This is a genomic window from Myxococcus sp. CA040A (assembly GCF_013336725.1).
In the GTDB taxonomy this organism is placed as follows: domain Bacteria; phylum Myxococcota; class Myxococcia; order Myxococcales; family Myxococcaceae; genus Myxococcus; species Myxococcus llanfairpwllgwyngyllgogerychwyrndrobwllllantysiliogogogochensis.
Genome location: NZ_JABUMR010000006.1, coordinates 72327 through 94526 on the forward strand (window position 1 = coordinate 72327; position 22200 = coordinate 94526).

Consider the following 22200-nt stretch of genomic DNA (forward strand, 5'->3'; position numbering starts at 1 on the left):
GCGCCTTCAGCGCGCGTTCACCATCGTCACGAAGAACTCGCGCAGCGCGCGGAACAGCCGCTGCGTCACCCGCTCGTACCAGGCCTGGTCCTCGTCGGACTCGAAGAACTCGTCGTTCCACGAGCCCATGCCGCCAAAGACATCCGCCACCGAGCACGCCATCAGCCCCCTCAGCCGTTCCTCGGACGAGGGGAACACCTGGAACAGCGTCACGAGCGAGAAGCGCCGCTCGAACGCGTCGCACGCCCGCTCTCCCAGCCCCACGCTCCGCAGCGCCTCGCGCACCGCGGCCAGCCGCTCCGGCGCGGCGTCACGCAACTGGAAACCGGTGTTCTCCAGGATGAAGCGCGCCAGTCCAAAGGCCTCGGCGAAGGGCGAGCCCTTGCGCGTGGCGAACTCCTCCGCGTCCTTCAGGCTCGACAGCAGCTCCGCCCGCGTGTTCGTCGTCGCGCGCGGCGACAGGAGCGGCGAGCGCGCCACCTTCAGCGCGTTGAACAGGTACATCTGGTAGCGCGAGTCATTGGGCACCAGCCGCAGTCGCTCCCGCTCCGGAATCAACCCGGGGTCCTTCGCCTGCTGCTCCTTCGTGTACCCCTGCGCCCGCACGCGCTCGCGCAATGGCTCCGGAATGATGAGCTCCGCGCCACGCGCCTTGCAGGTCATCTGGAGCTCCTCCATCAGATTGCCGGAGGGAATCCCATGCACCGCCGCCGGCTCCGCCGTGGCCAGCAACTCCTTCAGCGACTGGGAGGTGTATGGCGTCGCATCCGGCGCGGTGAACCGGTTGAGGTTCTCCGCCGCGCGCGCCCAGACCTCCTCCGCGAAGGGCTGCGCCTCCACCAGCGCCACGAAGTCCCGCCCGAAGTCATCGCCCGACAGGTACACCCGCTCGTCCGACGGGACGAACTCCGCCAGTCGCTCCGGCGGCAAGAGGCTCCGCTCGAAGTCGTCCGGGTCCAGCGTCTGGAAGAAGGGGCGGAAGTCCTCGGAGAGCACCATCGCGCCGCCGTGGCGGAGCACCGTGGACTGGAGCTCCTTGAGCAGGTCCCCGCCAATCAAATCGAACAGCGCCGCCCCCTCGCGCGAGCACAGGTAGTCCGCCACCTGTGACGCCGACACGGCGGGACGCTGGTTCATCGTATTGGAGTCGGTGATGACAAGTGAGAGTGCCTCCAGCACGCGCTCCGCGTTCGGCTGGGCCCGCGCGAAGTCCACGAACTGCCGGGGAGTGATGAGCGAGGAGCTGCTGAAGACAACCTCCAGTTGGTAGAGGGTGTTGCCCTGCTTCGTGCGCACGTCCAGCACCAGGGCCTCCGAGTTGACGAAGGCCGCGGCCACGTGGTCCGGCAGCTCACCGGGCCCCAGGCCCCCCAGGTCCATGGCGCGGACGCTCACCAGCTCCTCGCCATCCAGCACTTCGCGCCACGCCTCCAGCGGCAGCTCGCGTCCCTCTCGCGTGCGCGCCCCCACCGAGTACGTCCCTGGCACCTCCAGGAGCCGCAGCGTCCACCCCGACCCCAGGTTCGTCTCCAACCGCGTCAGGACGTCCAGCCACTGCTCGCGCTCCACGCGAAGCAACGAGACAGTCAACGCCAGCACCAGGTCATCCAGCTTCATGCACGTCCTCTCACCGGGCCCTGGGCCCTGCCCGCGCGTCCCTCCGGTCGCGCGCGCCGTCCGTCCGCCAGGGTTATCCCATGCGCAACGCCCGGCGGGCGCTCCTCTTCCTGCTATTGTCCATCGCCCTCACCTCCGCCCGCGCCGAGGAGTCCACGTCCCAGGATTTTTCCCGGGGCGCGCGGGACACGCGTCCAGCTCACGCCCCAGGACGCGGTGAAGGAAGCGGCGACGCTGCCCGAGCCCTGGAACACCCTGCCGTGCGGGCTGACGAAGTCGTCCATGGCGGGGTGGCAGTGGACCGGCGGAGAGGAAGAGGCGATGCGCTCCATCGCCGTGCGAGGCGTGGAGCTGGCCGCGCGGACGAGGGGACTCCTCCCTTCGGTCGAGGGCGGCTTCGAGCACACCTTCCCCTCACGCAAGGAGGCCGAGCACATGCGGGTGGCGGTGGAGCCCGGCGCGAAGGCCTCGCTCCGCCGCGTGCGTTGAAGCGCGGTGACTATCCCTGGCGGCGGCGCGTCAGCCGCGTCTCCACCGCGCGGTCCTCGCGGCCCTCGGGCCAGATGTTGAAGGACTCCAGGACCACGGTGTCCGCGTCCGGCTGGTGAATCACCGTGCGCCAGCCCCAGCGCTGCTTCTGCGTGACGCCCTGCTCGTCGCACATGCTCGCCGTGTAGCTTCCGAGCATCGACACGCGTCCGTCGTCCCGAGGCGCGCCGGTGGAGACCATCATGTTCGCGCTCATGTGGAAGCTGTCCACCCAGGCCGCGGTGTAGTGCTCCTCCGTGCGGTCGAAGCCGAGGATGAACTGGCCCGCGTGCGGCTTGCCCATCGCCGTGGAGTGGTAGTCGATGCGCACGAAGCGCCCGCCGAGCAACGGCTCGATGCTCGCGTGGGTGCGCGACTCCTCGGGCGCACCGGACGGGTCGAACCATGTGCGCGTCAGGCCCTCCCAGGCGCCCACCATTCCGGTCAACACCCGGTGCTCCGCGCCCGGGTCGAAGTCCGCCGTGGGCGCGTTCGTCGCATTCCAGTCCTGGCTCATGCCCTCTTCGTAGCCCCGAGCCTCGTCATCGTCACCACAAAGACTCGTGACGCATGCCATCATCGGCACCCCACGGGAGCCCACGCCTGAGCACACTCGCCACGACCCTCTCCGCGCTGATTGCCGGTCTGCTCGAACAGTTCGCCGCCGAGGGCATCCCCGTCCCCAGTCCGCCGCCCCTCCCTGCTTCACCCGAGGAGGCCGCGGCGGCCCTGTTCTCCATCGCCGCGCGGACGCGCACCCTCGTCTTCTCCGTGTGGGCCGACGCCGACGGGGACGACCTCACGGCTGGCGCCTCGTTCTTCACCGTCCGCGCCGATGCACCCGGGCATCAGGGCATGCTCGGACAAGACCGGCTGCCCGTGCGTCAGCCCTTCGCTCCCGCGCTGCATGCGTCGCTGAGCGAGGCCCTCCACACCCTGTCCCAACGAGGCCAGGACGAGGCGCGCCCCGCGCGTGGCACCGTGGCGTATCCGCCCAGCGCGGAGGACCCGGACGTCCTCTTCTGGGTGACGTTCCAGGAGGGCCCTGTCGCCCCCAGCGTCACCGTCTACGCCCGGGACCGTCAGCTCCGCGACGCGCAGCCTCCCTTCACCTCGCTGGGTATGAAGCCCTCGGAGGCCGCGTTCCTCACGGAGCGCTTCCTGCGGCTCGATACGCTGTTCCAGGGACAGCCGGTGGTGTTCTCCGGCGCGCGCGGCACCGGGCGAAGCACGTCCCTCCACGCGGCGATGGAAGCACTGCCTGACTTCACCAACGTCCTCGTCGCGCTGGAGCAACCGCGCGCCGTGGATGCGCGGCTCGGGATGGTGAAGGTGGGTGACACCGCGCCGCTCGCGCAGGTGGTCCGCGCGTTCCTCCGGCAGGACCCGGACGTGATTCTGGCGGACGAGCCTCGCGGCCCGCAGGACCTCCAGGTGCTCATCAACTCCGCGCTCACCGGCCACGCCACCGCCTTCGTCCTCGAGGCCGAGAGTCCCGAGGCCGTCCTCGCGAAACTCCACGAAGCCCTGCCCGAGGTCCCCGTCACGCCGCTCATCGTCCACCACGTGCTGGACGCGGCCACCGGCAAGCCCGTCCGCACGCTGCACACCGTCACGCGGGACGACTCGGGACGAAGCCACGCCGGGGCGTGGGCACCTCCCGCCGTGGCCGAGGACTGAAGCCCGAGCGTCTTGGCGCGACGCACGCGCGTCTTCCGCGAACGCGGGCCCTGCATCCTGGCGGGGACACCCGTCCTCTCGGGCCCCTCGTACATGCCTTGCTTCGCGGACCCAGGTCGTCACCGGGCGCGGCACCGTCATCCACTACATGGAAGTGAAGGTGAATGACGCGCAGTGCTCGAAAGCCCAGCGCAATGCCCAGGAGTTCGTCGAGGACCGCCTCAAGAACGCGCTCAACGGTCAGTACGGCATCCCCGCCCAGCAAGGCGCGCAGACCATCGAGCAGGCAATGGGACGAGGCGCGGACTTCGAGCTCCATCTCATCCGGGTGTCCATGCCCCGCAACGGCACCTTGGAGTACCAGCAGGGCAACCCCATCACCGCCACGTGCTACCCCTGGGGCGAAACCGGCGGACGCGGCGGGCAGCCTGTCGTCATCCTCCAGCGCTGCGACAGCATCACCTACATGGACAGCGCCTGGATTGGTGACACCGGGGAGCGCATCGCCCACGACTTCCTCAAGCACCTCGGCTTCGACGTCCGGGGCGCGGTGCAGAACAACACGGGCAATGGCGTGGACCTGGCCGCCAGGCGCTCCTGCACGCCGACGAGCCCCCGGTGGGCCTTCTTCGAGGTGAAGGCCAGCACCGTGAAGTTCCAGACGGCGCTGGAGCACCCCGAGCATCCCCACCCCCCTCTTCGTGGGCTTCTCCAACACCACCTCCGGGTCGACATTCAGCGTCCCCAAGGTCTCCGTGCAGACGCTCGTCCCGCACCCCTTTGGCGGGCGCTATGACAACCAGCACAGTTGCTTCGTCCTGAACTGTGACTGCCGTCAGTTCGTCGCCGCCTCCGGTGATGCGAGGCAGTGCCGGAGCTGCGGCCACCCTCACGGGTCCTGAAGTGAGGTCTGGTGGACACGTTCCTCATGGAACGCGCATGAATCGGGCAGGAATTCAGCACTGTCGCCTGGCGCCCTGGGGCAGGTCCCCTTCACCGCGACGAGGACCGGCACTACCCACGTGTCAGGTGGATGGGGCCTCCCGCTAGACTGTCGTTCCAAGCGGGAGGAAAGGGGGTTGGGACATGCCGGACGAAAGTCCGAAGGACGGCCACGCCGAGGCGCCGCTTTTCGCCTCCGTCGCCCACGCGCGCTCACGCCGTGTCGCGGACAACTCACGCACCTTCTGGGTGGTGCCGCTCGCGGTGGCCATCCACGTGCTCGCGCTCGTGGGCCTGGACACCCTCTGGCACGGCTCTACCCTCGTGCCCCGGCTCGTCACGAAAGACGAGGACATGCTCGTCCTGCGCCTGCTCGCCGCGCCTCCGCCGCCGCCCCCCGCTCCCGCCGCCAGCACGCCGTCCACGCCGCGTCAGGCCTCCGCGCGACGCGCACGCCCCTTGTCGAAGCCCCACCCGTCGAAGGCCTTCACCCGGTCCTCGGAGCCTCGGCCGCTCCCGGCTCCCGAGGCGCCACCTCCGCATGAGACAGCCGACGCGAAGTCCGCGAACGAGGCCCGCGCCACGGCCACGCCCGGCGGAGTCTCCGGTGGCGTGGCGGGCGGGGTCATCGGCGGCGTGGTGAACAGCGTCCTCGCCGCGAGCAGCGCGGGGCTGCTCCCCGTCGCGCAGCCGCCCCCCTCCCGCGAGGAGCGCAACGCCTGGGAGGAGGAGTACTTCGAGGTGATGTTCCGCGACCGCTTCGAGAACGTGCGCTACCCGCACCAGGCCGCGATGGCCGGAATCGAAGGCCGCTTCTCGCTGCGCATCACCGTCGGAGCCCGGGGCCAACTGCTCGAGCTGTCCGTCGTGGGGCACTGCCCCCACTCCGTCCTGTGCGACGCGGCCCAGGCGGCGGTGCGTGACGCGGCCCCCTTCCCGCCTCCGCCCGCCGCGCTTGGCCCTCGCGTCACGGTGGAGCTGCCCTTCAACTACCACCTGCGCTGACGCGAGCCTCCTCCACCGACTCCAGCGCCCGGCACGCCCGCCAGCGAGACAGGCTCCACTCCGGCCAGGACACGTCCTCGCACACGTCCACATAGTGCTGTTTCAGATGCGCCACCCCCTCGAGCTTCCCCGAGGAGAGCCCACGCACCAGCTCCGGCACGGCATCCCCGGAGAGCGAGTGCAGATACTCGCTATCCACCGAGGACCCCGGCTCCCCTCGCGTGAGGTTGAGCCGGACGATGAGCGCGTCGGGGTTGATGACATTCACGGCCAGCACCGCGCCCAGCGCCGTGACGAAGGCGCCCACGGCGAAGCGCTCCGGTCGCCACCAGAGCGTCACGCCGCGCCACGCGAGCACCACGCCCAGCGCGAACATGAAGACATGGGTGAACAGGCGCAGGCGCGTGTAGCCGAACGCGTCCTCGTACAGCGTCATGCGCTGCACCGCCGAGGCGACGATGACCAGCGTCAGCGCCACCATGATGGAGGCCCCCGCCTGGAAGACCGTCCTGGCCAGCGGTGACTCGCGGCGGGTCCACCGCGCCAGCGCCATGACCAGCCCCAGCGTCAGCATGGACACGACCATCAGCTCGAAGAAGCCCCGGCGCGCGTACTCCGCATACGAGTACCCGGGCGCCGGAGACGACGCGTCGCCGATGAAGAGGTACGCCACCTGGAAGCCCGCGAAGGCGAAGAACAGCGCGTCCACCGCGAGGATGAGCGTCAGCGCCTCCGTGAGCCCCAGCCGTGGCGACGCGGGCGCCACCTCCGCCTCTCCCGCCTCGCTCCCCGTGCGCCGCCGCAGCGCGTGCCCCAGCGCGCTCGCGGCCAGGCCCGCGCAGAGGAACACGCCCATCCCCTTGATGAGCGAGGCGCCCAGCAGCGCGCCCACGTCCACGCTCCACACCCGCTGCACGGCCGAGGCGAACATCGCGTCCGCGGACGACAGCAGCATGGCGAACACCGCCAGCACCGGCACTGCGAGCAGCACGCCCCTCGCGAAGGGCATGAGGCGCGGCGCCTGCCGCTTCGCGGCGCCCAGGTCCACCGAGTCGCGCACCAGCGCGGGCGGATGGAGCAGGCCGCGCAGCGCGGTGCCCAGCACCACCCCGGGATAGCCCCCCAGCCCCAGCCGCTGCACCCGGCCCGCGCCCCAGAAATGCATCAGCAGCAAGAGCAGCGTCCCCGCCGTCAGCACGTTCAGCACCACGAGCCACGGGCTGTCACGCACCGCCACGAAGCCCGCCACGGCGAGCAGCGGCCCCAGCAGCCACGCGTTGGGCCGCGCGCGCTGCCAGCCCTCGCGTCCGCCCAGGCCCACGAGCACCGCCACCAGCGACAGCGCCATCAAGGGAAAGGACACGCCCCAGTGGGGCCGGTCCAACAGCACTTCCGCCAGCCCCCCCAGCGCCAGGGCGGCCACCAGCGTGCGGCGTGGCGCGCGCGCCTGGGGCAGCCAGGGCGTGGACGGCAGGGGTGGCGGCGCGGACGGCGCCACCAGGGGCATGGGAGAGAGAGTCGAAGACATGACGGCGCACCTCGGACGGACATCGGCTCGAATGTCCGCAGGATGCGCCCGGGGCCGGGCGCCGTGCGGCCAGAGCGGGCGAGCGGTCGGCTCCCCACCCCAGCCGGCTCCCCGGCCCCACTGGTCGGCCGGCGGCTCAGCCGGCGCGCATCCAGCCCTCGCGCTCCAGCAGGCCCGCGACGCGCGCGGCCACCTCGTCGCGAATGCGGTGCACCAGCACCTCCGACTTGCCCTGCGGGTCGTCCAGCGGCCAGTCCTCGCGCTGGAGCCCCTTCACATGCGGACACGCCTCGCCACAGCCCAGGGTGATGAGCCAGTGGGCGTCCCGCGCCAGCTCCTCCGTGAGCTGCTGGGGCCGCGCGTCCTTCAAATCCAGACCCGCGTCACGCATCGCCTCCAGGACTTCCGGATGCACGCGCTCGCCAGGCTGTGTCCCCGCGGAGATGGCCCGCGCCTTCTCCGGGTCCGCCAGCACGTTGAAGAACGCCGCCGCCATTTGCGAGCGGCCAGCGTTGCGCACGCAGGCGAAGATGACCTTGTTCATCGGTACGACTCCTCCAGATTCCATGGCTCGTCGCGCCCCTCCCCCACGCGACCGTCTTGGGCCTCCCCTCACGGGCTGCCCCGCGCGGAAACTGACACATCCCGTGAAGGGAAGCTCGCAAAGAGAGCGAAAAGCCCCCTGCCTGCCCGTATGGGTTCGTCAGCCCACATCCCCCTTGCCCAGGGGTGTCTGGCCCACCCCATTCCTGACGCGGCGCGTGCGGGAACCTCCTCCGCCCGCGGGGAGGATGCATAGGTTCAGACGACGAACATGCATGCGATTCCCACATGGCTCTGGGGGGTCTTCTGGGCGGCGGTGCTGACGCTGCTCGCGGTGGACCTGTTGTCGCACCGGGGGCATCACGGAGAGTCACGCCGGGCCGCCTGGATTTGGAGCGGGGTGTGGATTGCGGCGGGCTTGAGCTTCGGCGGGCTGGTGTGGGCGGTGCTCGGGGGGCACGCGGCCCAGGAGTACGTGGCGGCCTGGCTCATCGAGAAGAGCCTCAGCCTGGACAACGCCTTCGTCTTCCTCGTCATCTTCCAGAGCCTGTCGGTCCCCCTGCGCGCGCAGCACCAGGTGCTCTTCTTCGGCATCTTCGGGGCGCTCGTCTTCCGCGCCCTCTTCATCTTCGTGGGGGCCGCCGCGCTGGCGCGCTGGAGCTGGGTGTCCTACGTCTTCGGCGCCATCCTGCTCGTCACCGCGCTGCGCGTGGCGCGCGAGGACCCGGCGAAGCAGAAGGACAACCGGGCGGTGCGCTGGCTGGCCAAGCACCTGCCAGTGACGCAGCAGGTCCATGACAAGAAGTTCATCGTCCGGCGCGAGGACGGCCACCGCGTGGCCACGCCGCTCCTGCTGGCGCTCCTGGGCCTGGAGCTGACGGACATCCTCTTCGCGGTGGACTCGGTGCCGGCCGCCTTCTCGGTGACGCAGGACACCTTCATCCTCTACAGCTCCAACGCCTTCGCGATTCTGGGGCTGCGGGCGCTGTACCTGGTGCTGGCGGGCACGCTGGGCCAGCTGCGCTACCTGCACTACGGCCTTGCGGGGGTGCTGGGCTTCGCGGGCCTGAAGATGGTGGTGGAGCCCTGGCTCCACATCCCGCCGCTGCCCTCGGTGGCCATCATCGCCACGCTGGTGGGCGCCTCCGTCATCGCGAGCGTCCGCGCCCGGCGTCGCGACACCCTGGGGCACCCCGCTCCGGCCTCCTCCGAAGGGAAGGGGCCGGAGCCGGAGACCCCAGCGCGACGCTAGTCCTGGAGTTCCCCGTCGGCGCCGGCGCCCGCGCCGCTCAGCTCGTCGGTGGCGCCACCGAGCACGAAGCCGTCGAAGGCCGCGTTGGCCATGACCTTGACGCGCTCCTCGTGCTTCTTGAGCAGCGCCATGTTGGCGGCGGCGGCCTGCTTCGCCGCGTCGGACAGGCCCTCGGCGCCGGTGCCGTTCGCGGCGTCCGACAGGGCTTCAATCTGCTCCTGGAGCCCGGTGCGGGACTCCTCCAGCTCCGCGCGCTCCTCGGCGGACAGCTTCGCGTTCTCCAGCTTGCCGTCCACCATCTTGAGCTGCTTCTGCATGGCCTCCACGGCCTTGGCGCTCATCTTCTGGACCGCCTCCGAGCCCTCCGCCACCATCGACGCGTAGACGGTGCTGGTGATGGTCTGGAACTCGTTGGGCGACATCCCGTTCTTCTTCAGGCTGGCGATGTACGCGGTGCGCACGTCCGCCATCATCCCCATCGCCAGGTTGGCGGCCTCCATCGCGGCGTTGAAGGACGGGTTCGCGTCCGCGTTCTTGGTGTCGTGCTCCTCCTGGAACGCCTTGGACTTCTCCTCGTAGGTCGTGAAGACGGGCAGCGCCGACTCGCGCACGGAGAGGTACGTCAGCAGGCGCTCCTCCCGCAGCGGCAGCACGTCACCCTCGGCGGGCGCCTCGAAGGGGTGGCTCTTGTTCAGCTCCGCCATCTCCTTTTGCTGCACCTGCATCTTCTGGACGGCCTCGATGCTGCCGCCCGCCTTCTTCGCGACCCACACGCCACCCACGACGACGGCGGCGATGACGCCAAGGATGAGGACGCCACAACCGATACCGAGCCCGATGAAGACCTTCTTCATTCACCCCTCCGAGGGAAGTAATACTGAGGCCCCCGTGCTAGCCGGGTGCGCCTCCCGGAGCAAGTGGCCGATGCCTGCCCGGTCGCTGCAGGACACCTCGCGGGCAACAACCGGAGGGCAGGCCCTCAAGGCCCTGGATTCATGGGTGTCTGGGGAGTGGGCGCGCGTGGCAGCCGCACCATGAAGAGGGTGCCGCCCTGCTGCGAGGAGCGCACACGCAGCCGGCCGCCGTGCGCATCCACGATGTGCTTGACGATGAAGAGGCCCAGCCCCAGGCCACCGCGTCCGTCCTGGGACTCCAGGCGCTCGGCGCGCTTCATGGGCTCGAACAGGCGCGGCAACAGCTCCGGGGGGATGGGTGTCCCCATGTTGTGCACGCTGAGCATCAGCGCGTCGCGCGTGCCATGCGTGCGCACCAGCACCGGGCAGTGGCTGGGGCTGTAGGCGAGGGCGTTGTTCACCAGGTTGGTGATGACCTGCGCCAACCGGTCCGGGTCCCACGCTCCCGCGCCGTCACCGCGGGACTCCAGCTCCAGGACCCGCTCGGGGTGGGCCAGCCGCACCTCATCCAGCACCTGCCGCGTCAGCTCGTGCAGGTCCTGCGGCCGGGGCTGCATGGGGATGCCGCCACCCAGCCGCGCCTGGGTGAAGTCCAGCACGTCGCGCAGCATGCGCGTGGCGCGCTCGGCGCTGGAGAGGATGCGGTCGATGACCTTGCGCTGCCGCTCATCCAGGCTTTCGCGTCGCAGCAGCGTGGTGGACGCCATGGTGATGGCGGAGAGGGGGTTGCGCAAATCGTGGCCGACGATGCCGATGAGCAGCTGCTCGAACTCCGCGCGACGCCGGGCCTCCTCGTCCGCGACCCGCCGCTCGGTGACGTCGTGCATGGCGCCCACCATGCGCAGGGCCCGTCCCGCCGCGTCGCGGACCACCTGCCCCCGGTCCTCGATGATGGCCCACGAGCCGTCTCCCCGGCGGAAGCGGTACTCGTCGCGCCAGTGGTCCAGGCCCATGTCGATGATGCGCTGCATGTCCCGGCCAACGCGCTCCCGGTCTTCCGGATGGATGGACCGCGTCCACCCCTCGATGTCCAACGCCGGCAGCTCCGGGGGCAGGCGGAACTGCTGGTTGGCCAGCTCGCTCCACTGGATGTGTCCGGTGGCCAGGTTCCAGTCGTAGATGACGTCGCTCGTTGCCAGCGTGGCCAGCCGGTAGCGCGTCTCAGACTGGCGCAGCACCTCCTCGGCGCGACGGCGCTCGGTGATGTCCAGGGACACGCCCGACACGCTCATCACCCGCCCATCCGGTCCCAGCTCCGGGGAGACGAAGGCCATGAACCAGGCACCGCCCACCTCCAGCTCCAGGGAGAACGTCTCCCCTTCCTGGGCGCGCCGCGCGGCGTCCAGCAACTCCGGCCGGCCCGCGTACACCTCGGAGGTGTTCCGGCCCACGACATCTTCTGTCCGCACACCCATGGCGCGCAGGCCCGCGCCCTCGAAGAGGGTGATGTTGCCCACCGGGTCCGTGGCCCACAGCACGACGGGCAGCTCGGTGATGACCCGGCGCAGACGCTCGCGGGCCTCGTCCCGCTCGCGCTGGATGCGTCGGGCCTCGGTGACGTCCGTGGAGATGCCGCACACCGCATGCGCCTGCCCCCCGACACCGAGCAGGGGGAACTTGAGCGACTGGTAGATGTGCCAGCCGTCCTTGAACCGCACGTGCTCGTCGGACTCCAGGGGCTGACCCGACTCGAGGACCCGCCGGTCATTGGAGGAGAACTCGGCCGCCACGTCCGGGGTGAACAGCTCGTCGTCCGTGTGGCCCACCACCTTCTCGCTGCTCAGGCCGCTCCCGCGCTCGAAGGCACGGTTGACGAAGAGATACCGGCCCGTGACGTCCTTCGCATAGATGGCGGGCGGCGCGTGGTCCAGGATGTCATGCAGCTTCGCTTCCGTGAGCCGCAGCGTCTGCTCATGTGCCGCGGCGTGCCGTGTCACCGCGTCGGCGATGCTCGCGTCGATGGCTCGGTTGAGCGCGCGCAGGCCCTTGAAGTCCGGCGGCCACCCCGACTCCTCCAGCACCTCGACGAGCACGTCGCGCAGCAGGCCGTACTCGCGCACCACCGCGGCGATGTTCGCTCCCGCCCGGTAGCGCTCGGCGCCCTGTCCGTCGGTGGGGAGCTGGACCTCGTGCTCGGCCGAGACACCGAAGCGCCGCAGGAGGTCCACCACCGAGTCCACCCACTCCAGCGAGCCCGTCGTCTGGGTCGGAAGCCGCAGCAGCCCCTCGCCGCGCGACGCCCCCGCGCGTTCCTCCCACCTCCGCGCGATGTCCTCCCGACGGGAGGACAGGAGGTCCGACAGCGGACCGATGGGCGCGGGGCAGGGATTCATGCGAGCGCCCCGCCCGTCTGGGTCCAGGCGTCGTCCATGTGGGGGTGAAGCCAGGCCGGGCAGGTTCCAGTCGGACAGCGCATGCCCCCCCGGGTGCGCGCTTCCGCTGGCCCGCCCTTCGTCGGCCACTCGCTGGAGTGGCTCGACCTGGATGATTGGCGCGTAGGCATGGCCGTCAGGATTGGAATAGGGAGCCCGAAGCTTCCAGGCTCCTGTCTTCTCGGGCCGCCTGGGTGACACCCCGCTCGGGAGGCGGGCACGTGGGCGCTCCGTGTCCCAGTGACTCATCGCGAGCACGGCACCGGCGAGCAGGCGCCCCACAGGCCCCGGCGGGCCCTTCGCGCCTGGAACTCCAGCGCCTCGAACTCGACCCGTCGGGAGTCGCCGGCGGGCGGGACATGGAGCACGCACGCGAAGCCCCGCTCCACCAGCAGCGCGCTCACGTCATGTCCATCGACGGTGACGTAGGCGAGCCGTCGGCCGAAGCGGTCCTCACACGCCTCCGCGTCGACGAGCGTCACCCGCCGTCCTTCGACGAGGCTCCGGTTGAAGGCCAGGGCCTCCTGCCCGAAGCAGTCGTGTCTGCCCGCCGTGCTCTCCGGTGTGTCCGCGAGCAGGTAGCGGATGCGCTCACCACCTTCGAGCAAGACGGTGTCACCGTCGATGACCTCCGCCACCCGGCCCGTGTCGGGTCCACACCGCGTCCCCGCGTCACCCCCACAGGCCACGAGCAGCCCCAGCAGGGCGAGCGCGGCACTCAGGGCACGCATGCGCGGTTCTCCAGGCCCGGCGTTCCCCGGTCTCCCAGGCCATAGCGCGCCGACGAGGGCGCGAGACAGAAGCTCCCCGGCGCGTCATTGCGCTGAGGGTCGCTGTTCGCCGGGCTGACCTGCAGCGACACCCCCGGCGTCGCGGCGCTCGTCCAGGTGATGACATCCAGCACCCGGCTCCCCAGTGCCAGGCGGAGCGAGTGGCTGCCCGCGGCATTGGACAGATTGAAGGAGAACGTGGCGAGCACCGAGGGAAGTCCACCATTGAGCGCCGTGTCCGCGCCGCGCGCGAGCACCCCTCGGGCCCCGGCCTTCAACGACAGACAGAGCGTCGCGTCGAGCACCGCGCTCATGCCTCCCTCATTCATCAGCGTGACGCCATTGAGGTCCACCTCGCGCAGCGCGAGGACCTCCACCCACTCCCCCGCGCTGTCCGCCACGGCGCTCGGGTCCGCCATGAACTCCGTGAGCACGAGCGAGCCCACCTCCGGTAACCGGACCGGGCGCGGGGTCCCCGTCACCCGGTCGATACACGTGCGCGCGGGGCTCCCCGCGTCCGGAACACCGGCGTCTCGGAGACCCCCGTCCTGTCCCGCATCACGGGTTCCTCCATCCGTGGAGCCCGCGTCGAAGCCACCACTCGGGTCGCGCCCTCCATCGGGAGCGCCACCATCTGGTGCACCGGAATCCACCCCGCCCCCGCCCGACGCACAGGCCCGGTTCGCGCGCCCCGGGGTGCCCAGGTTTCCGCGCGAGCCATACGCCTCCGAGGCACGACACCACGCGTTCGCTGAGTCATTGCTGGACGCATTCGTCACCCCCGCGGACACCTGAATCGCGACACCGTCTTCCGCGGCGCCATATGCGACGGCATCGACGAGCACCTCACCGGCCCGCACCTGCACGACACCTCCCGTGTTGCGCAGGTCCACGCCGAACGTGGCCACGGGCGCGGGCAGTCCTCCGTTGAGTACGGCCTCGGAGCGTCGGGCCAGCACCGCGTACCCTCCAGAGGGAAGTGACAGACAGTTCGCGCCCTGAACCTTCGTGCTCGTCGTGTCGGAGCCAAACGTCAAGCCATTGAGGTCCACGGCAGCCGTGGCCAGGACCTCCACCCACTCGCCCACCGTGTCGTCTCCGAGCGGATTCACCATCAACTCCGTGATGACCAGCTCACCCGAGCGAGGACGCTTCACCTCGCGAGGAACCTGGGAGCCCAGGGGGAGGCAGGTCTCCGTGCTCCCGTTCTCCTCGGATGCGCCTTCCGCTGGCGCACAGGGAGGATTCGCGGCGCCGGGGCTTCCCTGGGACACCCCTGCCACGTCCGAGCCCGAGCCGTCACACCAGCGCGCCGGGTCATCATTGCCAGCGGAGTCCGGCACGAGCCGTCCGTCATAGCCACGGGCCACGCCGCTCTTCGCCGGCGCGGAGAGCGAAACCTCGTCAATCACCCGCTCGCCACATCGAACACCCAGCCTCCCCGACGTGTTGCCCAGCGCGCCCAGCTCCTCGCCATAGGACTGGTCCACGTGCGCGGGCACGGGTCCCTCGCGGACATCTCCCAGCACCAGGTAGTCCCCGGGCGCCACCGACAGCGGGCCCCCGAAGAAGAACCCCTTCTCCTGCGAGCCGTCCGAGCGAGCCGCGTACAGCGTCATCGACTCCAGGCTCACGGACACCTTGAGGGGATTGTGGAGCTCCACGTACTCCCGCCCCGTATCGGTCCCCTCGGGGTCATTCAGGTACTCGGTGATGACGAGGTCCCCCGGCAACACGCCCGAGCAGGCGGCCTCCGTCCCTTCTTCCAACGGCGCGCCACACGCGCCCACGCCCAACAAGCACATCCACCCCAGCCTCCATCCCCAACCCCTCATGTCGATGCCTTCCCCTCTCGGCTCACTGCGTCTCCAGGACACGCGTCAGAAGCGCGTCTCCACTTCCAGTTGGAACAGGTGTCTCGGCGCGTCCGGCGGCGTCCTCGCCGCTCGCGCATCCTTCAAATCCACCCCCCAGACATACCGGCCACGCACCGTCGTCGCGGACAGGAGCGTCCACCCCAGGTCCACCGTCGTACGGACCTCCTGTCGAAGCCGGGTGCGCTCGGAGAGGTCTTCATCCTTCCACTGGATTCGGGCCCCCAGTCGCAAGGACTCCAGGGGACGCAGCTTCAGCTCGATGAGGGCACGGCCATCGTTTCGGGCCTTCGAGGTCCCCGGCTCGACCACGCGTGTGTAACCGGACTGCGCCGCGACGCTGACTGACTCCGAGAGCTCTGAACGAACTCGCGCGGTAACGCCCCACCGGCTCCCTCGGGAACACGCGGGCACCTCCTCCGGCTCCGCGCTGTCTTCCGTGTCGGAGCATGCGAGGGCCTGCCCCAGCCCCGCCTCACGCGCCTCCAATTGCAGGGACGGTCGCAGCCACGTCCACGCCAGCCAGTCCACGCGTGCGGAGGCTCTCACCTGCGTCAATCCCGCCGTGCCCTTCACCGCGCCATCGGCGGGCAGCGTCCAACCATCCACCTGGCCGCGAAACCGCCACGTCGCCGCATCGCGATACAGATAGCGCAGCCGTGCACCCAGCTCGTTGCGAACCCGCTGTCCTTCCAGCAGGTCCGGTCCCGAGGTGGCACCGCTGTAGGGATTGGCGAATCCACGTCCGTAGTAGCGCAGTGCCAGCTCCAGCTCCTGACCCGTGCCGGAGAGCACCGTGCGCTGAAGGGCCGCCCAGCTCCCACCACGGCCCGGCGCCGAGTCGAAGCTGCGCGAGCCCTCGAAGAAGAGGTCCACCGCTCCCAGCCCCCAGGCGGCATCGAGTCCCACCGCGCCGAAGCCGCCACCCATCGGGTAGCGTGCGTGCGGTTGGAAGTCGAGCGTGGCGCCCTTCACCGGCCACACGGGCCTCGCGGCCCAGCCCGTCACTCCCACTTGCGCTCGCGGCGACAGGGCGAGCGTCGCGTTGCCACCACCGGCCCACTCGCTGAAGACACCGGGCAGCGTGCGCGCCCGAAGCGGCTCCAGCCGAGCGCGCGACAAGGGGACGAGGACCTCTGGCGCCTCGCAGCCCGACGCGCCCATTCGCGACGACTCACATGTCGCCCGGTCCAACACAGCGGACCGCTGGAGTGAACGGCTTTGGTAGGAGCCGAAGCCCGTGAGCGACAGGTCCAGGCCACTACCCACCGCGCCGCGCACGGTGCCCGCCACGCCACGGAAGCCCTCGTCCCAGCGGAAGTCGGGGGTGACGTCCGCCTCGCGTTCGGCCTCGGCACACGCGGCGCTCGACAACAGACACTCCCGCTCCAGCGCGCCGGGAGGCCGCACGCCATCGTCCGCGAGGAAGCCCTCCGGTGAAGGAAGCGCCGTCGTGTCCAGCGTGAGGCGCTGTCCGAAGCCCAGCCGATAGGTGCCCACCAGCACGGAAGCACTCGTGCCCGTCCATTGCGCGTGAAACTTGGGCAGCAACACCGCCGAGCCGGGCGCGTCCACCACGAGGCTCCGGGTGCGCGCGTCTCGTCGAAGTGTCCCCAACCTCCGACGTGCCCACGTCGCGAGCACGCCCACGCGAAGTCCCGCGAGCCCACCGGCCCGGACCTGCAAGGCCACCGGAGGAAGCACCGAGTCCGACAGGGCGAAGGCTGTCAGCAGCCTCGCGTCCCCCGACAGTTCCCCAGGCACTCGATTCACCAGGAAGGGCGCGAGTCGACGTCGCTCCTCGTCCGTGAGGACTTCGGGCATCGAGGCCCCGCGCTCCCTCAATCGCTCATCGACCTCCGCATAGGTCAGCCCGGGCAGTGCGTAGAGCGCCGCCCGGGTCGCCTGCTCGGGCTCCACGCCCGCTCGCCGCAGCGCCACCAGCGCGGCCCACGTCTCCGCGGAGAGCGTCCCGTCCTCCAGCAGCGCGAGCAGCTCCAGCTCACCGTCGACTTCGGGCTCCACCTCGTACGGCGCGGCGAGCACCGGCGACGCGCCGAGCAACCACCCACCCAACAACCCATGGAGCAACATCCCGAGGAACCGAGGCACGAGGCGCCGGCACTGCACGCCAGAGACCACCGTTCCCTACAGGAGCGCCTCGCCCCGACGCCGTCCGAGCCTCGGACCGGCCGTCCACGGGCCAGACGCAACGGCGTCACACCCGGACATCGGGAGGCGCCGCCAGCAGCAGCTCCTCCGTGACGGACTTCGCCGCCACCGCGAGCGCCTGAGCGGCGGCATAACGCAAGCGCGCCTCTTCACTCCCATCCAAGGCGGCCCTCGCGCGACGCACGTCGGCCTCGGTCGACATCAATAGCGCGGAGAGGTGCAGTCGGTTCAGTTCCATCGAGGGGGACTCCGGAGGGGGCTGCCCGCTGCCTTGTCAGTATTGCAGGGGAGACCGACGGCCTCATGTTTCCCGACGTCCCGTGCAGCCCCGGGGCCAGCCTCCTTGCTCCAGGTGCGAGCAGCCCACGGCCTCCCGTGCGGTGTGGGGTCCATGACCACCGGCCGGCCAGGGGCGGAGCAATGGGGGGACATCCATGTATGCTGCGCCTCGCATTCATGGGCCACGTCCACATCGTCCGAGACTTCCCCTCCCCTCAGGAGGGCTTCTCCCGCACCGTGCGCATCTACACGCCGGATGCCTATGACTCGATGCCCTGGCATCGCTTCCCCGTGCTCTACATGCACGACGGGCAGAACGTCTTCGCGCATCCGGAGTCCGCCCTCTTCGACACCTGGTGCGCCAACCTCGCGCTCGAACAGGGCGTGGGCGAAGGCCACCTGGAGCCGTGGATCATCGTCGCGGTGGACTCGGGCACCGGGCGGCTGCAGGAGTACTCGCCCTGGGACGACTCGAGCGGCAAGGTGAAGGCGCGAGGCGAAGCCTACGGCCGCTTCCTGGTGGAGCACCTCAAGCCGCTGGTCGACCTGAACTACCGCACGCGTGAAGGCGCCGAGTGGACCGGAGCCATGGGCTCCTCCCTGGGCGGCCTCATCTCGCTGTACCTGGGCTGCCGCTACCCGCAGGTGTTCGGCCGCATCGGCGCGCTGTCCCCCACCGTCATGTGGAGCGACGGCCGCCTCTTCTCCGAGTGGGGCACCCACCCCCGCCGCTGGACGCGCATCTACCTGGACGCGGGCGCCCAGGAGTTCATTGACGCGGACGGCCTCCCGCTCAACTACGGCGAGGCCACGCGCGCCTTCTACGAACACCTCAAGGGCCTGGGCTACGCCGACCATGAGGTGTCGCTCGTGCTGGAGCCCGGGGGCGAACACCACGAGAAGGACTGGCAGCGCAGACTGCCCACCGCGATGCGCTGGCTGCTGACGTGAGGCGCACGGCGTGAAGTCCGGCAAGCACGTCCCGCTCGAACACCGGCTGGTCTACGTCCAAGTCGTCGAGGGCCTCATCCAACACGGCCTCCAGGGCCGCATCTCCCCCCGCCTCAAGGCGCGACTGCGCCAGGTGGGCGTCGATGTGGACCAGCCCCTGCTGCCGGCCTACCCCGTGGTCATGTGGGCGCAGTGCCTGCGCGTCATCGCCCAGGAGACCTGGCCCGGCATGCCCCTGGAGGAGTCCTTCCGCCACCTGGCCGCCGCGCACGTGGATGGCTACGGCCGCACCCTCATCGGGCGCGCCGTGTACGGCGTCATGCGGCTGTTGGGCCCGAAACGGCTGGTGCAGCGGATGCCGCAGACCCTGCGCGGCACGGACAACTACACGGAGGTGGAGCTCGTGGAGAAAGGCCCCACCACGTACGAGATGCGGATGAACTCCGTGCTCGACTGTCCCGGCTACTCGGAGTCGCTGTTCGAGCACATGATTCGCGTGGGCGGCGGCGAGTCCCCGAAGGTGACGACGCTGTCCGTGGAGGAAAGCCACACCACCTACCTGCTCACGTGGACGGAGCGCTGACGCGGCGGCGCTAGGCCGTGGCCTGGATGAAGCGCACCGCGTCCCGCATCGCGTCCAGGTCCGTGTGGCGCGTGAGGTACATCTCCTCGCCCAACAGGCTGTGGTAGATGGGCGGCAGCTCGCGGTGGAGGATGAACGCGGACCCGAGCCGCTTCACCACCTCTTCATGCGTGTGTTTGTAGCGACGGCCGTGACGGCGCGCGCTGTGACACACGTGGTAGCGCGGGGTGTAGCGGAAGTCCGCCACCGGGTCCCCCGTCATCACCCGCGCCCAGAGCCGGTACACGTCGATGTCGCACGTGTAGTTCATCATGTCGGGGATGAAGCCGCCGGGAGGCCGCAGGTTGGCCTCCAGCACGACGAAGCGGCCATCCGGCAGCCGGAAGAACTCCAGGTGGAACCAGCGCTCGCGCAGACCGAAGGCGGCCACCACCTGCCGGCCGAGCACGTCCAGCGCGGGGGGAATCTCCAGGTGGCTCCAGAAGGAGATGTCCCGCCGCTCCACCACCGTCTCCATGCCTCCGTCGCTGTACTCGTGGCTGAGGGTGAAGACGATGACGCCGTGCCGGTCGACGATGCCGTCGTACGTGACGATGGTGCCGCGCACGAAGGGCTGCCCCACGTACGTGGTGGGCAGCGGGTGCGCCAGGGCGGCGTCCACGTCCGCGTCGCTGGAGACCTTGAAGGTGTTGGCCGCGCCCACGCCCACGTCGGGCTTGAGCACCAGCGGGTAGCCCACGCGGCTGGCGAACTCCTTCACCTGCGCGGCGTCGCGCACGCGGATGAGGTCCGGGTGGGGCACGCCCGCCTGATGGAAGACCTGCGCCATGCCCGACTTCGAGCGCATGCGGTGGATGTCCGCCGGCTGGAGGCCCGGGACATGGAAGTCCTCGCGCAGGCGGGCTTCGACCTCCAGCCAGGACTCGTTGAGCGAATCGATGCGCTCCAGCCGGCCATGGCGCCACGTGAGGTAGCCGGCCGCGCGCGTGAGGGAGTCTTCGTCGTGCAGGCTGGAGACGAAGTAGTACTCGCGCAGGGAGTCGCGCAGCTCGGGGCGCAGGGACTCGTAGGCCGCGTCGCCGATGCCCAGCACCGTGACGCCCCGCTCGCGCAGCGCGGTGACGAAGTGGAAGAAGTGGGACGGGAAGTGCGGAGAGATGAAGACGAAGTTCATGGCTCCTCGGGGCGACAGTCCCGGTACCCATGGACCATAGCGCGATGCGCGCCCGCGCCCACTTCCTTGTCGTCGCCCACCTGTCGCCCCGAGGGGGGCGTGCCCGCCCGTGCCCCGGGACTCGGACCCTGAGCGGGCCGCCCGCTCGGAGTCCTTCAGCGCAGGTGTGTGAAGACTCGCGGGGCGGTGGGCCACTCCACCTCTGGAGATGGCAGCGCGCAAATCACCCGGGTGCCCCCCGCCCAGGGCAGCCACCCCGCCCCGAGCATCAGCCGACTGGACACACACGGCCCCCGGAGCATCACCGCGCAGCTCGCCCCCTGCTCCACCATGTCCCGCATGGCCACGCGCAAGAGGCGCTTCTGCTCCGCGCGCGGCACCGACGCGTGGAAGGCGAGCAGGTCCACCAGGGCGATGGTCAGCGGGCCCCGGGCATTCATCTGAAGCGTGTAGAAGTTGACCAATCCTCGCACGGCGCCGTCGCGTTCCAGGACGAGGGTGCGCGGCACGTCCCGGTACTGGAGCTGATGCGCGAGCCGCTCGGGCGTATAGGCGTATCCCAGGCTCACCGACTCCATCATCCGTTCCACCAGCGCCATGCACGCAGGCAGGTCCTCCGGACGATAGGGCCGGATGCCCTCCATTGTGTCCACGGACGGAGCGCTCCCGCGCAGCCACGGCCGCGCGAGCGTGAAGAGCGCGCGCTCGGCCGCCGTCTTGGACCAGCGCGCCACCGCCGCCGCGTCGAAGACGTGAAGCCACATGCCCAGCGTGTCGAAGGCCCGCAGGCCAGGAGTCTTCCTCCAGAAGCGCTCCGCCACACTGCCGTCCTCCATACAACCCAGCATGAGCAAGGCCCCGCGCTCGCGCTGACGCGAGGACATCGTCTCCGTCAGCTTCTGCCCCACGCCCGTTCCTCGGAACGCGGGGTCCACACTGAGCCAACTCCCGTACGTGCCTTCCACGGTACGAGTCCCCAGTCGGAGCCGGATGGGCTCCGCGAACAGGACTCCCGCCAGCTTCCCACCCGAATACGCGGCCAGACGGTACTCTCGCGTCGCGAGCCTGTTGCCGAAGAGAAACCAGTCCAGCATCCGAGGCTGGAAGTCCGTCAGCGGCCCCTGCGCTCCGTAGTATTTGCCCCAGACGCGGTTGACGAACTGGGACGCATCCACCGCGTCCCCTTCGTAGGTCCGCACCTCAACCATGCAGGCGCTCCGACGGAGCGGGGACGCTGGCGGTCTGCGCCGGATGTGGACCGAACAGGTGCGTGTAGAGCGCGCGGGTGGAGGGCGTCAGCGCCTCCCACTCGGGAAGATGGATGCGCTCCGACTCCACGAGGACCTTCGAATAGAGCGCCTCGTAGACACGCTTCACCTTGCCCGGGGCGATGGCATCCACGTCGAAGGCGGGCACCAAGCCCACCAGCTTGAAGCCCTGGTTCTCCGCGTTGCGCTGCGCGCGCGCCGTCTTCAGCGTGGAGTAGTAGAGCACCACCTCCGCGCCGATGTTGCGGCCCACGATTTCCAGCGCCGCGGTGCCCAGGAAGCCGATGCCCAGCCCGCGCCGCGAGGGCTCCAAGACACCCAGGGCCGCGGAGAGCTGCAGCCCGCGCACGTTCCGCTCCATCGTCAGCAGGCCGATGATGTCCCCGCTCGCGCGGTCACGCACGAGGATGCCGTACAGCGAGCGGTCCGGAGACTCGCCTCGGAGGAAGAACTCCCGCTCGTAGAACGAGGGCTCCAGGTGACGACTCTCCGTGCCGACCCGGATGTCCGGATACCAGCTCTCCAGCAGGGCCGTCAGGCGAGGGAGGTCCTCCCGCGCGAGCTGCTCCGCGGAGCAGCCCTCCGGTGTTTCAATCCCCGACAACATCTCCTCAAGACTCAGCCAGCGCATCAGGTTCATGCGCGCCACGGTAGGGTGCGCGGATGCGGAGCAAAGACCCGCGGGCCGGAATCCTCGCGGGTCTGTTTTTGATGAATCAGCCCTTGCCCGCAATCGTGACGTGCTCCA

20 protein-coding genes are annotated in these 22200 nt (G+C 70.1%); 7 read left to right on the top strand and 13 right to left on the bottom strand.

Annotation, left to right across the window (positions count from 1 at the left end):
* Window positions 1-6: 6 nt before the first annotated feature.
* Window positions 7-1617: a hypothetical protein gene (locus HUA75_RS26345; protein WP_141643087.1), complete on the bottom strand. Its 1611-nt coding sequence runs from the start codon at window positions 1615-1617 to the stop codon at window positions 7-9.
* A 216-nt stretch (window positions 1618-1833) separates the two neighbouring features.
* On the opposite strand from HUA75_RS26345, the gene HUA75_RS26350 reads away from it, so the two are divergent.
* Window positions 1834-2106, top strand: coding sequence for a hypothetical protein (locus tag HUA75_RS26350; RefSeq protein WP_174487935.1), 273 nt, complete (start codon window positions 1834-1836; stop codon window positions 2104-2106).
* 10 nt (window positions 2107-2116) lie between these two features.
* Here HUA75_RS26350 and HUA75_RS26355 read toward each other — a convergent pair whose 3' ends face one another.
* On the bottom strand, window positions 2117-2725 hold the full coding sequence (locus HUA75_RS26355; protein WP_174456910.1) for a DUF1579 domain-containing protein: 609 nt from the start codon (window positions 2723-2725) through the stop codon (window positions 2117-2119).
* Here HUA75_RS26355 and HUA75_RS26360 point away from each other — a divergent pair.
* The 3 genes from HUA75_RS26360 (at window position 2716) to HUA75_RS26370 (ending at window position 5772) form a co-directional block, all read left to right on the top strand.
* Entirely contained in the window at window positions 2716-3825 is a 1110-nt protein-coding gene (locus HUA75_RS26360; RefSeq protein WP_174487936.1) for an ATPase, T2SS/T4P/T4SS family, read from the top strand. The genes HUA75_RS26355 and HUA75_RS26360 overlap by 10 nt on opposite strands.
* Window positions 3826-3985: 160 nt before the next feature.
* Window positions 3986-4621, top strand: a complete 636-nt coding sequence (locus HUA75_RS26365) for a hypothetical protein (RefSeq protein WP_217446291.1) — start codon at window positions 3986-3988, stop codon at window positions 4619-4621.
* Window positions 4622-4911: 290 nt separating this feature from the next.
* The gene (locus HUA75_RS26370; protein WP_174487938.1) at window positions 4912-5772 is read left to right on the top strand and encodes a TonB family protein; all 861 of its coding nucleotides are present in this window, start codon (window positions 4912-4914) and stop codon (window positions 5770-5772) included.
* Here HUA75_RS26370 and HUA75_RS26375 read toward each other — a convergent pair.
* Both HUA75_RS26375 and HUA75_RS26380 read right to left on the bottom strand, forming a co-directional pair.
* Complete coding sequence (locus tag HUA75_RS26375) at window positions 5753-7300, bottom strand: DUF4153 domain-containing protein (RefSeq protein ID WP_174487939.1); 1548 nt, start codon at window positions 7298-7300, stop codon at window positions 5753-5755. The two genes, HUA75_RS26370 and HUA75_RS26375, sit on opposite strands and share 20 nt — an antisense overlap.
* A gap of 136 nt (window positions 7301-7436) precedes the next feature.
* Complete coding sequence (locus tag HUA75_RS26380) at window positions 7437-7844, bottom strand: low molecular weight phosphatase family protein (RefSeq protein WP_141643080.1); 408 nt, start codon at window positions 7842-7844, stop codon at window positions 7437-7439.
* A 270-nt stretch (window positions 7845-8114) separates the two neighbouring features.
* Here HUA75_RS26380 and HUA75_RS26385 point away from each other — a divergent pair, with 270 nt between their 5' ends.
* Window positions 8115-9095: a TerC/Alx family metal homeostasis membrane protein gene (locus HUA75_RS26385; protein ID WP_141643079.1), complete on the top strand. Its 981-nt coding sequence runs from the start codon at window positions 8115-8117 to the stop codon at window positions 9093-9095.
* Here the strand turns inward: HUA75_RS26385 and HUA75_RS26390 are convergent.
* The 6 genes from HUA75_RS26390 to HUA75_RS26415 all read right to left on the bottom strand — a co-directional run bounded on the left by HUA75_RS26390 (window position 9092) and on the right by HUA75_RS26415 (window position 17435).
* Window positions 9092-9949, bottom strand: a complete 858-nt coding sequence (locus HUA75_RS26390; RefSeq protein WP_141643078.1) for a hypothetical protein — start codon at window positions 9947-9949, stop codon at window positions 9092-9094. The two genes, HUA75_RS26385 and HUA75_RS26390, sit on opposite strands and share 4 nt — an antisense overlap.
* A gap of 125 nt (window positions 9950-10074) precedes the next feature.
* A complete protein-coding gene (locus HUA75_RS26395; RefSeq protein ID WP_174487940.1) occupies window positions 10075-12342 on the bottom strand; it encodes a PAS domain-containing sensor histidine kinase in 2268 nt (755 codons plus the stop codon).
* A gap of 284 nt (window positions 12343-12626) precedes the next feature.
* Window positions 12627-13112: a thermonuclease family protein gene (locus HUA75_RS26400; RefSeq protein WP_174487941.1), complete on the bottom strand. Its 486-nt coding sequence runs from the start codon at window positions 13110-13112 to the stop codon at window positions 12627-12629.
* The gene (locus HUA75_RS26405) at window positions 13100-14956 is read right to left on the bottom strand and encodes a lamin tail domain-containing protein (RefSeq protein ID WP_254627792.1); all 1857 of its coding nucleotides are present in this window, start codon (window positions 14954-14956) and stop codon (window positions 13100-13102) included. The genes HUA75_RS26400 and HUA75_RS26405 overlap by 13 nt, the downstream gene beginning before the upstream one ends.
* Before the next feature lie 75 nt (window positions 14957-15031).
* A complete protein-coding gene (locus HUA75_RS26410; protein ID WP_371746196.1) occupies window positions 15032-17137 on the bottom strand; it encodes a hypothetical protein in 2106 nt (701 codons plus the stop codon).
* 106 nt (window positions 17138-17243) lie between these two features.
* Window positions 17244-17435 (bottom strand): hypothetical protein, encoded by a 192-nt coding sequence (locus HUA75_RS26415; protein ID WP_141643074.1) that lies wholly within the window; start codon window positions 17433-17435, stop codon window positions 17244-17246.
* Window positions 17436-17653: 218 nt separating this feature from the next.
* Between HUA75_RS26415 and HUA75_RS26420 the strand changes: the two genes are divergently transcribed.
* Window positions 17654-18427 carry an alpha/beta hydrolase gene (locus HUA75_RS26420; RefSeq protein ID WP_141643108.1) on the top strand — a complete coding sequence of 258 codons (774 nt, stop codon included), beginning with the start codon at window positions 17654-17656 and terminating at the stop codon, window positions 18425-18427.
* Between the two features lie 10 nt (window positions 18428-18437).
* Complete coding sequence (locus HUA75_RS26425; protein WP_141643073.1) at window positions 18438-19010, top strand: TIGR02265 family protein; 573 nt, start codon at window positions 18438-18440, stop codon at window positions 19008-19010.
* 10 nt (window positions 19011-19020) lie between these two features.
* On the opposite strand, the gene HUA75_RS26430 is transcribed toward HUA75_RS26425, so the two are convergent.
* The 3 genes from HUA75_RS26430 to HUA75_RS26440 all read right to left on the bottom strand — a co-directional run bounded on the left by HUA75_RS26430 (window position 19021) and on the right by HUA75_RS26440 (window position 22092).
* Window positions 19021-20184 carry an acetyl-CoA carboxylase biotin carboxylase subunit family protein gene (locus HUA75_RS26430; RefSeq protein WP_141643072.1) on the bottom strand — a complete coding sequence of 388 codons (1164 nt, stop codon included), beginning with the start codon at window positions 20182-20184 and terminating at the stop codon, window positions 19021-19023.
* A 155-nt stretch (window positions 20185-20339) separates the two neighbouring features.
* Window positions 20340-21392, bottom strand: a complete 1053-nt coding sequence (locus HUA75_RS26435; protein ID WP_174487943.1) for a GNAT family N-acetyltransferase — start codon at window positions 21390-21392, stop codon at window positions 20340-20342.
* Entirely contained in the window at window positions 21385-22092 is a 708-nt protein-coding gene (locus HUA75_RS26440) for a hypothetical protein (RefSeq protein ID WP_246137801.1), read from the bottom strand. Before HUA75_RS26440 ends, HUA75_RS26435 begins: the two co-directional genes overlap by 8 nt.
* Window positions 22093-22200 lie beyond the last annotated feature (108 nt).

Excerpts from the sequence above, each read along its gene's own strand:
- HUA75_RS26345 (WP_141643087.1), bottom strand. The coding sequence starts at position 1,617 with ATGAAGCTGGATGACCTGGTGCTGGCGTTGACTGTCTCGTTGCTTCGC.
- HUA75_RS26360 (WP_174487936.1), top strand. The coding sequence starts at position 2,716 with ATGCCATCATCGGCACCCCACGGGAGCCCACGCCTGAGCACACTCGCC.
- HUA75_RS26355 (WP_174456910.1), bottom strand. The coding sequence starts at position 2,725 with ATGATGGCATGCGTCACGAGTCTTTGTGGTGACGATGACGAGGCTCGG.
- HUA75_RS26370 (WP_174487938.1), top strand. The coding sequence starts at position 4,912 with ATGCCGGACGAAAGTCCGAAGGACGGCCACGCCGAGGCGCCGCTTTTC.
- HUA75_RS26375 (WP_174487939.1), bottom strand. The coding sequence starts at position 7,300 with ATGTCTTCGACTCTCTCTCCCATGCCCCTGGTGGCGCCGTCCGCGCCG.
- HUA75_RS26380 (WP_141643080.1), bottom strand. The coding sequence starts at position 7,844 with ATGAACAAGGTCATCTTCGCCTGCGTGCGCAACGCTGGCCGCTCGCAA.
- HUA75_RS26385 (WP_141643079.1), top strand. The coding sequence starts at position 8,115 with ATGCATGCGATTCCCACATGGCTCTGGGGGGTCTTCTGGGCGGCGGTG.
- HUA75_RS26390 (WP_141643078.1), bottom strand. The coding sequence starts at position 9,949 with ATGAAGAAGGTCTTCATCGGGCTCGGTATCGGTTGTGGCGTCCTCATC.
- HUA75_RS26395 (WP_174487940.1), bottom strand. The coding sequence starts at position 12,342 with ATGAATCCCTGCCCCGCGCCCATCGGTCCGCTGTCGGACCTCCTGTCC.
- HUA75_RS26400 (WP_174487941.1), bottom strand. The coding sequence starts at position 13,112 with ATGCGTGCCCTGAGTGCCGCGCTCGCCCTGCTGGGGCTGCTCGTGGCC.
- HUA75_RS26405 (WP_254627792.1), bottom strand. The coding sequence starts at position 14,956 with ATGTGCTTGTTGGGCGTGGGCGCGTGTGGCGCGCCGTTGGAAGAAGGG.
- HUA75_RS26415 (WP_141643074.1), bottom strand. The coding sequence starts at position 17,435 with ATGGAACTGAACCGACTGCACCTCTCCGCGCTATTGATGTCGACCGAG.
- HUA75_RS26420 (WP_141643108.1), top strand. The coding sequence starts at position 17,654 with ATGGGCCACGTCCACATCGTCCGAGACTTCCCCTCCCCTCAGGAGGGC.
- HUA75_RS26430 (WP_141643072.1), bottom strand. The coding sequence starts at position 20,184 with ATGAACTTCGTCTTCATCTCTCCGCACTTCCCGTCCCACTTCTTCCAC.
- HUA75_RS26435 (WP_174487943.1), bottom strand. The coding sequence starts at position 21,392 with ATGGTTGAGGTGCGGACCTACGAAGGGGACGCGGTGGATGCGTCCCAG.
- HUA75_RS26440 (WP_246137801.1), bottom strand. The coding sequence starts at position 22,092 with ATGAACCTGATGCGCTGGCTGAGTCTTGAGGAGATGTTGTCGGGGATT.